Genomic DNA, 12,992 nt, shown 5'->3' with positions numbered 1-12,992 from the left:
TGATCAAGGAATCTCATGCCAGCTACCCCTTTCAGAGTGGCCATCATCGGCGCCGGACCTGCCGGCATCTACGCCGCTGACCTGCTGACCAAGGCCGAACACGACCTGAGCTTAAGCATCGACCTGTTCGAACGCCTGCCCTCACCCTTCGGGCTCGTCCGCTACGGTGTCGCCCCCGACCATCCGCGGATCAAGGGCATCATCAATGCGCTCATCAAGGTCCTCGACCGGGGTGACATCCGCCTGTTCGGCAACGTCGAATACGGAGTCGATATCGATCTCGGCGAGCTCACCGACCGCTACGATGCGGTGATCTTCTCCACCGGCTGCTTCGTCGACGCACCGCTGGACCTTCCGGGCATCGACCTGCCCGGATCGTACGGGGCTGCCGACTTCGTCAACTGGTACGACTCGCATCCCGACGTTCCGCAGACGTGGCCGCTGGAGGCGGAGAAGGTCGCGGTTCTGGGCAACGGAAACGTCGCCCTCGACGTGGCCCGGGTGCTCGCGAAGCAGGCCGATGACCTGCACACCACGGAGATCCCCGACCATGTCTATGAGGGACTGAAGTCCTCGCAGGTCACCGATGTCCACGTGTTCGGTCGCAGGGGTCCCGCGCAGGCGAAGTTCACTCCGCTGGAGCTGCGTGAACTCGGGCAGGTCGCCGATGTCGACATCATCGTCTACGCCGAGGACTACGAGTTCGACCAGGGCTCGCTCGAGGCCATCGAGTCGAGCAACCAGGTCAAGCAGGTGACGAAGACGCTCACGGACTTCGCGATGCGGGAGGAGACCGGGGCGAAGCGCCGTCTGCACCTGCACTTCCTCCATGCACCGGTGGCCATCCTCGGCGAGGATCGGGTGACCGGGCTGCGCACGGAACGTCAGGAACTCGACGGAACTGGTGGGGTCACGGGGACGGGAGAGTTCCACGACTGGGACATCGATGCCGTGTACCGGGCGATCGGGTATGCGGGCACGCAGCTGCCGCAGCTGCCCTTCGACGAGGCCAAGCGGGTCATTCCCAATCACGAGGGCCGTGTCGTCGATGCCGATGATCAGAGCCAGGCCGCCGAGGCGGACGTCATCCCCGGCGTGTACGCGACCGGGTGGATCAAGCGCGGACCCGTCGGGCTCATCGGGCATACGAAGGGCGATGCGCTGGAGACGATCGGGCACATCCTTGATGATCAGGACGCCGGTGCGCTGACCGAACCCGTGTACCCGGGCCAGCGGTCGATCGTCGAGCTGCTCGAATCAAAGGGCGTCGACTTCACGGATTGGGAGGGCTACCACCGGCTCGAGTCCGCGGAGAAGGCGCTCGGCGAGGCCGAAGGGCGTGAACGCGTGAAGATCGCGACCCGCGAGGCCATGCTCGCCGAGGCGCGCGCCCATCTGACCGCGGAGGTGAATGCCGGGAGCTGAGGGGGCCGAGGTTCTTATCCGAAGACCTGTTCCCACATTGTGCGGAGCAGGTCTTCGGCTTTGTCCGGATCGCGGCCTGGACCGGAGAAAGCGTCGAGCAGTGCTCGTGCCTTCGGGACGAAGCGGACTCCTCCTTCGACTTCAACCTGATTCAGGTCGTCGAGTTCAGCCTCGAGGAGGAGAATTCCTTGCCCTGCGCGTGCTCGAATCAGGCCGATGGGTTCAGCCGCTGCTCGTGGATCGCTGACATAGACGTACGGAGCACCGGCGGTCTGTTCGGATCGGTCTCGCCGTGTCGCGACGAATCCAGTCACGGCATAATCGAACTCACTCGTCTTCAGTCGGTCGACGAGTGTTCGCCAACCGCCTTCAATGGCCACCGAAGATCTAGTTGCCGGACGCCGGGCAATCGTACCGGCGATGCCTGCCGACACGGCGATTGCGATCAGGTCATCCAGACCCATCGAGTCATTAAGCCATCCCGCCCGCTTCCATCGTTCTGCCCACGGATCGCCGACGGCTTCCATCGCGGAGGCCGCCGCGGTGGCCGCTCGTACAGATGCTTTCTCAGCACATAGAAAGAGCTCGGTGAAGAGAGGTGCAGCAGCACGGATCGCTGAGGTGTCTCCGCTGGAAACGACGGAAGTCCCGTTAGTCTGGCGGCCAGATGCAGAGAGAATCTTCTGCATCGTCGCCCACGTCGGGTCCATCTCTCCGCGCTCGATGCGACCGATGGTCGATGGCGATACGTTAGCTAACTGAGCGAGCTCTTTGCGAGTGATTCCAGACGAAGTCCGGATCTTCTTGATGATTGCAGATGCTTCCAAGCGTCGTTCTCCCGCCGATTGCGTATGCGCAATTCTATCCGTGAGGCCATGTTCGCCGAGGCACGGGCCCACCTGACCGTGGAATCGAACGCCGGAAGCTGAGGGCCGCGCGCAGGTCAAACTTTCAAACTGATACTTGCAATTGCATGTTTACAAGTATCAGTTTGTCAGTTTCCACTCTATTGGCCTGTTGTCGGTGGTTGTGCGGCTTGAGTTCTCCTCACAGATAAAGGGCCCCGTCGTTGGCGAGGCCCCTTTAAATCTTCTGTCCGAGAGGGGAAGACGTGCGATAGACGCAGACCGTCAAGTCTCTCGGCTCGTATTTCCAGCATACTAATTCATATGCCGGATGTAAGAAGACGGCTGTGCGCATCGTCGGATGATCACTTTGGATGGCCCGGCCACGGTTCTTTGGATCTGAGATTCGGCCAATGCGCCACTCCAACAAAAGTGCCAAACCAAGCGCAAGCACTCCTTTTGTGCGGACGACGACACTTGAACAGGGATTGCAGAAGGAGGAACTTGAATTAGTTTCAGAATCTCGACGCGGGGCAGTAAAAGGTACTGGACTTGAAGGCAGGAGACGCTCAGCTATTCCGGTTCTTGTGGCGTCCTCGTGGTGGATCTAAAGCCAAGTAGCTCATCTTGTACTCATGTGGTCAATGCCTTGTTGAATCAACTTCCGGTGGTCCTCGCTCTGCTTCGTCTCAGCTTCAAGCTTTGCGCGGCCACGTTGCAGAATTGATTCGGCTTCCAACTTAGGCACTACCATAACTCCGTCTTCATCAGCCACAATATAGTCCTCGGGCTGGCAGACTACACCTCCGATGGAGATCGGTATCTGCGAACGACCGGGCCCGTGGCGGTAGGGGCCAGCAGGAGTCACCGAGCGGGCAAATGCTGGAAAGCCGAGTTCTGCGATCCCGTTGGCATCTCTAACTGCTGCGTCCAAAACGACTCCAACGGCGCCGGCATCGCGGAGACGCTCGGCGATCAGTTCCCCGATTAGGGCGCGTTCTGTTTCGCCGCGACCGTCGATAACGACGATGTCGCCCGGGCGGATGTCGGCAATTGCGTCGTGGATCGCCTTGTTGTCGCCCGCTCTCGTCTCGATTGTGAATGCGCGCCCAGCGATGCGTGGGGATGTCCAGGTTGGTTTGATTGCGGAGTGCATGAGTCCACGACGCTCATTGGCATCGCCCAAGGCGGGAGTTGGAACCTCGGCTAGAGCAGTTGCAATATCCGCGGTGTTCGACCGCGCATACCGCAGGTGGGTGGCCAGGGCGCCCTCGGTGACGGTGGAGGTGACCCCGAGCTCAGCCAGCACGCCGAGGCTGTCCTCGAGTTCATGGCTGCGCCTGCCGGCGTGCAGGCGTGTCGTGTGGTCGAGGCGATCGATAGTCGAATCACCGTCGGTGAGCCATTCCGCGATCTGTTTCTTCATCCACTGCTCGCCGTCAAAGGCCCGTGCGGCATCCATTGACTCTGCGATCAACGCGGCGAGGCTCTTGACGAATACGCTGCGGACCAGTTTCCGCTGCGAAGCCGAGCCGATCTCCTCACCGATCGCAATCGACTCGGCGCCGATCTGAGACAGCAGTGATGCGCCCCACTGTGCCTGTGGGCCGGCGAGGAGCACCGTGACGTTCGGGCCGAATTTCATCACAGAGCCGAGGACGGCGCCGTCGACTAGCTGAGTCTTGTTGCCCAGGGCTGCGGCGACCTTGCGCTTACGCTCAGGCGACGCGGCATTGAGGTCAATGAAGACCGCGTCGTCCTTCAGGTGCGGACCTGCATCCGCGGCGGCGCCGGCCGCGAAGCGTGCAGTTGTGAGGCTGAGGATGAGGTCGGCATCAGCGACTGCCGGGCCTACAGAGTCGAATCGGGCGACATTCTCCGGGGTCGGTGTGTCCGCCGGATCAAAGGCAGAGACATTCCACCCGGCTGTCGCGAAAGCTGATGAGAAGACTCGGCCTGCTTCTCCGAGACCCAGAATAGATACGCGCATTATTCCTCCGTTGCAGTGATGCGAAAGTTGTCGGGAAATCCCTGTTCGGCACTCGCTCTTGCGCTTGTGACCGTTGCCACGTACTGTACCTCTAGTGCATTGAAATCGCATAGTACGAATGTCAATTGCACCAGATGCAAACCGTAGGGCTTGACGAAGGAGACATATGCCCATTGCGTTGATTGCGCTGCTGGTGTTCATCGCGGTTCTGATCGTGTGGAACGTTGCCTTTAAGCGCTCTATGAGTGAAGCCATGATCATAGGCTTCATTGCCACATGTCTGTTCGCCGGCCCACAAGCGCTTACCGTCGCGTGGGATGGCATCGCCTCGACTACGGAGAACGAAGTCGTCTACGCGGCACTTGGATTCGTCTTCATGACGTATCTGATCGACCAGCTTGGAATTATGCAGAAGATCCTCGACCTGCTGAACTCAGTGTTCGGCAAGATCCGTGGTGGACCTGCCTATGTCGACACCCTCGCATCCAGTGTCATGGGTGCTCTGTCCGGATCGAACTCGGGCAACGCCGCCTCAACCGGTGCCATCACCGGGCCGTGGATGGTCAAGGAGGGGTGGAAGCCGTCCCGGGCAGCGACGGTCGTCGCGGGCAACTCGGCGATGGGCGCCGCCCTTCCGCCGAGTACGTCCATGGTCATCATGCTCGGCTTCGCCGGGGGATTGGCATCGACCGGCTCCGTCTATCTCGCACTGCTGGTCAGCGGTCTCTACCAAGTCTTCTACCGCCTTCTGCTGATCACCTACTTCGTGTGGCGAGACAACATCAAGGCTAGTGATGGCATCGACGTGCTCTCGAAGAGCCAAGCCTGGAAGCAGGGTCGCGTGCCGATCCTCATATACCTCGGCGCACTCATTCCGATCGCCGTCACCATCGGGCCCCTGGCCGCCTTCTTTGAGAATGCGACAGAGGTCGGAGACGCCATGGGCGATATCTCGATCATCACGTGGATCCCGATTCTCATCATTCTCTTCGCCGTGCTCATCGGGTGGAAGAAGATCCCCAAGACGGGGCGGGGACTCTACGAGCTGATCGCCGGTTCGATCCCTCGACTGGCCCCCATCGGTGTTCTGCTCTTCTTCGCCATCGCTGCGAGCTCGGTGCTCACTGAACTCGGTTTGGCGCGAGACATCGAGAACACCCTCAGCAACATGGACGTGCCGAAGTGGGTCCTCGTCGCGCTTGTCGTCATCCTCGTGGCCCTCATTGCGGGTCCGCTGTCGTCAACTGCCACGGTCTCCGCCATCGGGCAAGTGTCGATGCTGTCGATGATCGCCGTAGGCATCGACCCGGTCATTGCGATCACGGTGGTCTTGGTTGCGGCATCGACAGAAGGGTCCTCACCACCCGCCTCAGCGCCGATCTTCATCGCATCAGGCATCGTCAAGGCGAAACCGGAATCGACATTCATCCCCCTGATCATCTACTACCTGTTGCCGGTGCTGCTCATCGCGGTGCTGGTGGGCATCGGGGTTCTCCCCGTGCCGACGCAGGGTTAGGAGAAGTCTCATGACTCAGCCCACAGCTTTGAGCTCGCGCCTCATCCGGTCGCTGTTCGTCTTCGTATTCAGCCTGTTTCTCATCACCGGGTTCGTTCTCGTGTTCGCCCAGATCATCGGTCTGTTCGCAACGAGCCCGACCCTGGTGACCTGGGCGTCGAGCACGCTTAACGCCCCTGCAGTGGTGCTAGCTTCGATCAGCGGGATCCTTGCTTTCATCTATACCTACACGGACAAGTCAGCAACATCCGCTGACGAGGAGGAGTGACAGACTTGAAGCAACAACCCACCAGCTCACCAAAGGAAGCCGAATCATCACGAGGTGCGCTTAGCGGCCTCAAGGTGCTCGACATGTCGACCCTATTCGCAGGCCCGATGTGTGCGACTCTCCTGGGCGACTACGGGGCCGAGGTTGTCAAGATCGAGAACCCGAAGCAGCCGGATGCGGCACGCGGGCACGGTTTTCAAAAGGACGGAACCGGGCTGTGGTGGAAGACCCTTGGACGCAATAAGAAGACTGTCGCAGTCAATCTCAAAGAGGCTGCCGGCGCAGATCTTATTCGCAGCCTCGTCACGGACGTCGACATCATCGTGGAGAACTTTCGCCCCGGTGTCATGGCCAAATGGGGGCTGGGATACGAGGCTCTCTCGGAGATCAATCCGGGCCTGATCGTCATCAGCGTCACCGGGTTCGGGCAGTTCGGCCCCAAATCCAGTGAGCCGGGATTTGGCACCCTCGCCGAGGCGATGAGCGGGTTCGCGTCGATGACAGGCCAACCCGATGGTCCACCCACCCTGCCGCCCTTGGCGCTAGCCGATTCCATAGCCGGAATCATGGGGGCCTTCGCTGCGATGACGGCGGTGCATTCGCGCCTGTCTGACGGCCAGGGGCAGCACATCGATATGTCACTCATCGAACCCATGCTCTCGGCACTGGGCCCACAGGTGAGCGTCTTCGACCAGTTGGGCCTGGTGCCCAAACGGTTGGGCAATCGATCGGAAAACAATGCTCCACGCAATCTCTACGAAACGGCCGACGGTCGGTGGCTGGCGGTATCGACCTCGTCACAGTCGATCGCCGAACGGGTCATCGAACTTGTCGGGCACGGTGAATATGTCGAGCAGGAGTGGTTCAAGTCGGCCAAGGGCCGGGTCGAGCACGCCGATGAACTCGACGATGCCGTCGCCAACTGGGTGAGAACGAAATCGTCACATGACGCATTGGCGGCATTCCGGGAGGCGCACGCCGCGGCCTCCTTAGTCTACAACGCTGGGGACATCATCGAGGACGAACAGTACAGGGCGCTGGGGTCCGTCATCGATATAGACGACCAGGATCTCGGCTCGATGAAGATGCTCAATGTTCCGTTCCGCATGTCGCACACGCCAGGCCGTGTCGAATGGACAGGGCGAGGTCATGGGCAGGACACAGACGAGGTGTTGTCCGGACTCGGCGTGGACGCGGAGACGATTGCTGATCTGCGATCGCGAGGAGTGGTCTCATGAGCGAGATCTGCACCTGGCTCTATACTCCGGCATCGAGCGGCGGCAAGTTGGACAAAGCTCTGCACCGTGGTGCCGATGCCGTCATCTTCGACCTCGAAGATGCTGTCCACGTCGATCGGAAGATCAGCGCCAGAGCCGAGCTTGTCGAGTTTCTGTCGTCGGTGAGCGAGCGTCCCGCGAGCGAGCCACCGGACAGCCGCGTAGCAATTTCACGGATCTATGTGCGTGTGAACGCTTTGGATTCGCACTGGGGAATCGATGATCTGACCGCGATCGCTGAGCTGCCTGCTGTTGAAGGGATTCGCGTCCCCAAGGTCGAATCGTTGACCGATCTTCGGCGAATCGAATCCGTAGTCAGCGCGGGAAAGAAGATCCAGATCCTGCTGGAGTCACCACTTGGTCTGGCTGCGCTCGAGGAACTTTGCCAGGCAGACGAAACGTCGAGTGTGTCCTTAGGCGATAACGACCTGCGGGCGGCGCTCAACCTTGAAGGTGAAACTGTTCTCGACCAGATCCGTATCCGCCTGGTCATGGCGTTGGCCGCCGCAGGAAAAGAGGCACCCACAGGCTCCGTCTATCCGCGAATCAAGGACCTCGACGGTCTGCGAGCGGATTCGATCAGACTGCGGGGGATGGGCTTCTTCGGCCGGACCGTCCTGCATCCCATGCAACTGGAGACCGTGCGAGACGCATTCCGTCCCGACAGTGAGGAGGTCGACTGGGCACACAGAGTCGTCGAGGCCGCCGAGAGAATCTCAGCGCAGGGGAGCGGGGCAGTGATGCTGTCCGATGGGCAGTTCGTCGATCGGCCGTTCGTGACTCGGGCGGAGACTATTCTGCGACGCGCGGGTGTTGCCAGGCCTCAGCTGTAACTTTTCATTCGGCTGATCTCGTGGCCAGCTGAGATTAGGGAAGGCAGAATCTTTTCTAACTGTTCCTGCGTCGTGCTGTCGCTGGGTCCCGTCAATGACAGGGAGCCAGCGACAGTCTCGTCTGTGAAAAGGGGCACAGAGATGGACGCGATGCTGATATCGCGTTCACCGATGGAGACCAGATGGCGATCCTGTCGAATTCTCTCAAAGTCCTTGAGGATCTCTGCGGCTGTCAGCACATGTTGCGAGGTCGTCTCATGACCGTGACCGAGTGCCGCCACTTCTTTCTGTTGTTGTGCTGGCATGAAAGCAGCAATTGTCTTACCCGATCCGATAAACAGAGGCAGCCAGCGTCCGATCGGCTGCTGGTACTGCATCGGTTCGAAGCCATCGACTCGAACCGAGAGTAGTCGCTCTAGTCCGCTGAGCAGGTGCAGGGTCGATGTCAGCCCGGTCAGTCTGGTCAGGCTCTGCATGACAGGCCGGGCGAACTGGCTAAGAGGGTCATTGACCAAGTAGCCGTGCGTGAGTCGAAGTACCGCCGCACCGAGGCGGTAGCGCTGATCCTCTTCGACGACATAGTTCGAGGCCTGTAGGGTAGCCAGGACCCGCGACACAGTTGCACTGTGCAGCTTGACCGCTTCGCTGATCTCTTTGAGACGTAGAGGTCGCTGAGTTCTTTCCAGAGCTTGCAGAATCGCGACGGATCGTTCGACAGCCCTGATATGCGGCTGCGAGGGTTTCGACATGTGATTACCTGGAATCCTGGAAGTTGAAGATCATCTGTCCAGCAGACTCTCGACCGATGTAATGGGAGCCTGCCCTCTTGACTCATTCTAGATGAGCTATTCCAAAGTCAGCGACGGTAGACGATCGCAGCTGTTGCCTGGAAGTCGAGAAGTCATGAGGCTTGGTATCTATGAAGCCACATGAGATCGTTCGCCCAGATGTCTCCAATCGCTGCATAAGTCTTGGTGCCGACTGTGCTCACACGGAGAATGAACATGGTAATGGCTGTGGGCAAAATATACTGTCGGGTTTGAAACCAGGCCGGCGATTTGTGTGGAAGCTCCTCGATGGGAAACGTGCGGTTGAACGTTCACCTTGGACTAGTCCGATGGCTCTGCGCGACTGATGTACACGCGTATTGACTGTCCCCCCCCCTCGGCGAAGCCGGCATTTTGTCACTTTCGCGTCGTGCACTGCTCTTTTGGTCTGCGTGTACGCAGTTCCGCGCCGACCCTATGGTCATGTGGTGTTTAGGTTCACGCTCACAGAACCGACTGCCGGTGGCCCGATCGACGGCCTGAGACGGTGCTCTGGAACGCAAACCTCACATAGTGACCCGAAAAGGTCCACCATTCGACCCCGCACACGGAAAAACCGTGTTCGTGGTCGTCTGCGTCCATGACCTCGAGAGATAACCCGGTTATGTAATTGACATCACGAATCGACAGGAGAAAACTGGCCGCCGAGAATCTGACGTCAACCCTGGGAGGCAAAGGTGCCCTCACACAGTCCCCTGTCATCGGGCTCGCATACGAGCGTGACAGTCGTCCACGACAAAGGACTCAAACGCGATATCGGCAAGACCGGGCTGCTCTTCACCGGAGTCGGGTCGATCATCGGCTCCGGGTGGCTCTTCGGTGCCTTCGACGCCGCGAGCATGGCCGGCCCCGCCGCGATCCTGTCGTGGGCTCTCGGCGCGATCCTCATCATCTTCGTGGCGCTGAACTACTCCGAGCTCGGTGTCATGTTCCCCGTCGCCGGCGGTGTCGTGCGCTACCCGCACTATGCTTTCGGTTCGTTCGCCAGCTACACCAGCGGATGGATCACGTGGCTGTCGGCGGCGGGAACCGTCGGCATCGAGGTGCTCGCAGCCGTGCAGTACGCCTCGAGCTATATGCCATGGCTGATGGAGACGAAGGAGGGCGTCCTCGTCCTCACCGTTCCCGGCATCTTCGTGAGCATCGCGATGGTCGCGGTCTTCTGCGTCATCAACATGTTCGGAGTGAAGTTCTTCGCTCAGTTCAACAATGTGCTCGTGTGGTGGAAGCTCGCCGTCATCGTCCTCGTGTTCGTCGTCCTGGCGATCCTCGCGTTCAACCCCGGACATTTCCACATGGCTGAGTTCGGCGGCTTCGCCCCGAACGGCCTGGCACCGATATTCGCCTCCCTGCCGGCGGCGGGCATCGTGTTCTCCTACCTCGGGTTCCGTCAGGGCGTGGAGTTCGCCGGCGAGACGAAGAACCCGCAGAAGAATGTGCCCTTCGCTGTCATCGGTTCGATCGTGCTCACCGGCATCATCTACATCCTCCTGCAGGTCGCATTCATCGGCGCCATCCCCACCGACCTGCTCAAGGACGGTTGGGGCGGACTGTCGTTCTCGAACTCGGCAGGACCGTGGGCAGAGATCGCGATCATGCTCGGTGCGATGTGGCTGGCGATCATCCTCTACATCGACGCCGTCGTCTCCCCGGCTGACACCGGCCTGATCTTCACCGCGCTCACCCCGCGACTGTCGTATTCGCAAGCTCGCGTGGGCAATGCCCCGAGTGCCATGACGAAGCTGAACAAGAAGGGCATTCCGTGGTTCGGGCTGGTGGTGACGTTCATCGTCGCCTGCTTCCTGTTCTTCCCGTTCCCGTCGTGGGCGAAGATGGTCGGGTTCATCACCTCCGGCACCGTCATCTCCTTCGGCTCCGGCCCGGTCACGGTGGCGGCCCTGCGCCGTCAGCTGCCCGATCAGGAGCGCCCGTTCCGCCTGCCCGGCGGAGACATCCTGCCATTCCTCGGGTTCCTTGCCGCGAACCTCATCGTGTTCTGGACCGGTTGGGACACGAACTGGAAACTGTTCCTGGCGATGGTGCTCGGCTACGTGGTCCTCGGACTGCACTATGTGTTCAGCGACCGCAGCAAGATCCCGCCGCTGCAGTTCAAATCCGGCTGGTGGATGATCCTGTGGCTCGGCGGCCTGGCCGTGCTCAGCCTGCTGAGCAACTATGGCGAGGGCGCCATCGGCGTGCTCACGTTCGGATGGGGCGAGCTGATCTGTGCCATCTTCACCATCATCGTCTTCTACGTCGGCATCAAGACCCGCCTGAAATCGGAGGAAGTCATCGCCAACGTCGAGAACACCAAGGAGACCAGCGCCGAACACATCGACGGAGAGTGAAACAAACCCTCACCCTCGCCGAGGCGGCCCGACCCTGCACATCCGCGTCAGTGGCGTACGGGGTCGGGTTCGTCCGTCGTGGGATTGGGTGCAGGCTCGGTCGTTAGCGGTAGGTTCGCGGAACCGGGGAATTGCACAACTAGGACATTTAGGCCATCTACCGGGCGGCGGTGTAAGCGGGGTCGACACTACCGCAGTTGCAGCTATCGTTTCTGACACGATCGTTCGGCTCCATTGCGAGCGGGTGTGGAACTAGCTGAGAATCAATCCATGACCGTCTTCGCCCACAAGCACAAGCTGTTCTCGTCACGGCTGAACTTCACTGAACATGCCGATGGGTGGATTGCCCAATTGCAGATCGAGCTGTCGAAAACCTACCCGAATGTCTCTATCTGTTCGAGTAGTCGCTCCAGTGATTTCGGAGGGACGTTCATCGACCTTGGCACCATCGATTCCGGTCGAGAATTCAATAGCGGGCTCGGACTGTTAGTGGAGCAGGACGATACTCGCAGTCAGTTTTATGCGGTCGACGACGACCCGATCGACGGGGGCCTTCTCAAATCCTTGTCGAAAGCAGTGCAGCGAGCAGTCCAACTTGTCGTTGCGGTTGCGGCTGACTTCGAATGGTCGGCGTTACTGGTGCAAACCCCGAGAATGCTCAGCTATCCGTGCCGTCTGGAGGGAACTCTTCACATAGGGTCAATGACGTTGCGCGCTACGGACACTGATTTCACGGATCTTGTTTATCATCACGATTCCGGAAATTCGATGTCATCGGGCTACAAGATGCAAGTTTCTCGACCGATCTGGGTGGTGGGTCGTACAAATGCGTCGTCAATGGAAAGCGCGGTCAGCAAAGCAGGGCGAGAGCTACGCCGCGTGTGTGGATTGCTTGCTGTTGCCTGGGGCGTTCCCTATGAAATAGCGGTCGCTCCGATGCCGCAATACGATCAGGGGCCGCCTCAACACAAAGTTCGACCTGGAATCTGCCTCGTCCAAGAAGCATCGCCTGTGGAGAAGTGGGAGGCGCATCCGGTGCCAAGGTGGACTGATGATGCTTACCACCAAGCTGAAGGGGAGGAACTCACTGCCGCCCTCGACATGTTTCTCGAAGCGGAGTACGTCTCTGCCCGTCATCCATCCGTGTCCGCCGTAGCCTATGTTGCGGCCATCGAAGCGATTGGCAACACCCTTTTCACTTCTGAGGTTTGCACATGCTGCAACTCGTTACCGGGAGCGACGAAAAGATACAGGGAGACTGTTCGACTTGTAGTGTCAGACTCCGTTGCCCAAAGACTCAATCGCGTGTACGGGTGGCGCTCGACTACCGTTCACCAGGGTTCTCTACATTCGACGGAAGTGAATTGGAGCCGTGGGTGGGCACGTATGCTTGACCCTCGAGACTCGGAGAATATGGCCGCCGTCATACCGGAATTAAGAGAAGCCACTCGGCTGTTGATCGAGCGTGGGCTCAACAATCAACTGCCCGAGCCTCGGCCCCTGCATATCGCTGCCCAGTTGGAAGACTAACACTCGGCACGCGCGTCGCTACAATGTTGCTTTGAAGCCTCACGCTTCTGCTATTCCGCTTATCGACTATGAATGAGCAGGACCCATTGTCGTCACGCTTGCCGAGGTGATCTGCCCTCTGCAGTCGGACCAC

General features: G+C 59.8%; 10 protein-coding genes. 7 read left to right on the top strand and 3 right to left on the bottom strand.

Annotation, left to right across the window (positions count from 1 at the left end):
* Nucleotides 1-15: 15 nt before the first annotated feature.
* Complete coding sequence (locus EB835_RS10915) at nucleotides 16-1,425, top strand: FAD-dependent oxidoreductase (RefSeq protein WP_205749921.1); 1,410 nt, start codon at nucleotides 16-18, stop codon at nucleotides 1,423-1,425.
* A 14-nt stretch (nucleotides 1,426-1,439) separates the two neighbouring features.
* Here EB835_RS10915 and EB835_RS10910 read toward each other — a convergent pair whose 3' ends face one another.
* Together EB835_RS10910 and EB835_RS10905 are read right to left on the bottom strand one after the other, a co-directional pair.
* Nucleotides 1,440-2,324, bottom strand: coding sequence for a helix-turn-helix transcriptional regulator (locus EB835_RS10910; RefSeq protein ID WP_276606000.1), 885 nt, complete (start codon nucleotides 2,322-2,324; stop codon nucleotides 1,440-1,442).
* A 568-nt stretch (nucleotides 2,325-2,892) separates the two neighbouring features.
* Nucleotides 2,893-4,461, bottom strand: coding sequence for an RraA family protein (locus EB835_RS10905; protein WP_240688682.1), 1,569 nt, complete (start codon nucleotides 4,459-4,461; stop codon nucleotides 2,893-2,895).
* Here EB835_RS10905 and EB835_RS10900 point away from each other — a divergent pair.
* Genes EB835_RS10900 through EB835_RS10885 form a run of 4 tightly spaced genes read left to right on the top strand, consistent with a single transcriptional unit; the run spans nucleotide 4,427 to nucleotide 8,154 of the window.
* On the top strand, nucleotides 4,427-5,776 hold the full coding sequence (locus EB835_RS10900) for a TRAP transporter large permease subunit (protein WP_135809497.1): 1,350 nt from the start codon (nucleotides 4,427-4,429) through the stop codon (nucleotides 5,774-5,776). The two genes, EB835_RS10905 and EB835_RS10900, sit on opposite strands and share 35 nt — an antisense overlap.
* A gap of 10 nt (nucleotides 5,777-5,786) precedes the next feature.
* The gene (locus EB835_RS10895) at nucleotides 5,787-6,044 is read left to right on the top strand and encodes a hypothetical protein (RefSeq protein WP_135809496.1); all 258 of its coding nucleotides are present in this window, start codon (nucleotides 5,787-5,789) and stop codon (nucleotides 6,042-6,044) included.
* A complete protein-coding gene (locus EB835_RS10890) occupies nucleotides 6,041-7,282 on the top strand; it encodes a CaiB/BaiF CoA transferase family protein (RefSeq protein ID WP_276605999.1) in 1,242 nt (413 codons plus the stop codon). Before EB835_RS10895 ends, EB835_RS10890 begins: the two co-directional genes overlap by 4 nt.
* The gene (locus EB835_RS10885; RefSeq protein WP_135809494.1) at nucleotides 7,279-8,154 is read left to right on the top strand and encodes an HpcH/HpaI aldolase/citrate lyase family protein; all 876 of its coding nucleotides are present in this window, start codon (nucleotides 7,279-7,281) and stop codon (nucleotides 8,152-8,154) included. The genes EB835_RS10890 and EB835_RS10885 overlap by 4 nt, the downstream gene beginning before the upstream one ends.
* Here EB835_RS10885 and EB835_RS10880 read toward each other — a convergent pair.
* A complete protein-coding gene (locus EB835_RS10880) occupies nucleotides 8,145-8,903 on the bottom strand; it encodes an IclR family transcriptional regulator (protein WP_135809493.1) in 759 nt (252 codons plus the stop codon). The genes EB835_RS10885 and EB835_RS10880 overlap by 10 nt on opposite strands.
* Nucleotides 8,904-9,700: 797 nt before the next feature.
* Here EB835_RS10880 and EB835_RS10875 point away from each other — a divergent pair.
* Both EB835_RS10875 and EB835_RS10870 read left to right on the top strand, forming a co-directional pair.
* On the top strand, nucleotides 9,701-11,329 hold the full coding sequence (locus tag EB835_RS10875) for an APC family permease (RefSeq protein ID WP_135809492.1): 1,629 nt from the start codon (nucleotides 9,701-9,703) through the stop codon (nucleotides 11,327-11,329).
* Between the two features lie 270 nt (nucleotides 11,330-11,599).
* The gene (locus tag EB835_RS10870) at nucleotides 11,600-12,859 is read left to right on the top strand and encodes a hypothetical protein (RefSeq protein WP_135809491.1); all 1,260 of its coding nucleotides are present in this window, start codon (nucleotides 11,600-11,602) and stop codon (nucleotides 12,857-12,859) included.
* The last annotated feature ends 133 nt before the right edge of the window (nucleotides 12,860-12,992 follow it).

The organism is Brevibacterium sp. S22, from assembly GCF_004745485.1.
Taxonomy (GTDB): Bacteria; Actinomycetota; Actinomycetes; order Actinomycetales; family Brevibacteriaceae; genus Brevibacterium.
This window is presented reverse-complemented; position numbering and strand designations above follow the sequence as displayed.

What these genes read in the sequence shown, in the direction of transcription:
- EB835_RS10900 (WP_135809497.1), top strand. Translation starts at nt 4,427, where the DNA reads ATGCCCATTGCGTTGATTGCGCTGCTGGTGTTCATCGCGGTTCTGATC.
- EB835_RS10880 (WP_135809493.1), bottom strand. Translation starts at nt 8,903, where the DNA reads ATGTCGAAACCCTCGCAGCCGCATATCAGGGCTGTCGAACGATCCGTC.
- EB835_RS10870 (WP_135809491.1), top strand. Translation starts at nt 11,600, where the DNA reads ATGACCGTCTTCGCCCACAAGCACAAGCTGTTCTCGTCACGGCTGAAC.
- EB835_RS10905 (WP_240688682.1), bottom strand. Translation starts at nt 4,461, where the DNA reads ATGAACACCAGCAGCGCAATCAACGCAATGGGCATATGTCTCCTTCGT.
- EB835_RS10915 (WP_205749921.1), top strand. Translation starts at nt 16, where the DNA reads ATGCCAGCTACCCCTTTCAGAGTGGCCATCATCGGCGCCGGACCTGCC.
- EB835_RS10885 (WP_135809494.1), top strand. Translation starts at nt 7,279, where the DNA reads ATGAGCGAGATCTGCACCTGGCTCTATACTCCGGCATCGAGCGGCGGC.
- EB835_RS10895 (WP_135809496.1), top strand. Translation starts at nt 5,787, where the DNA reads ATGACTCAGCCCACAGCTTTGAGCTCGCGCCTCATCCGGTCGCTGTTC.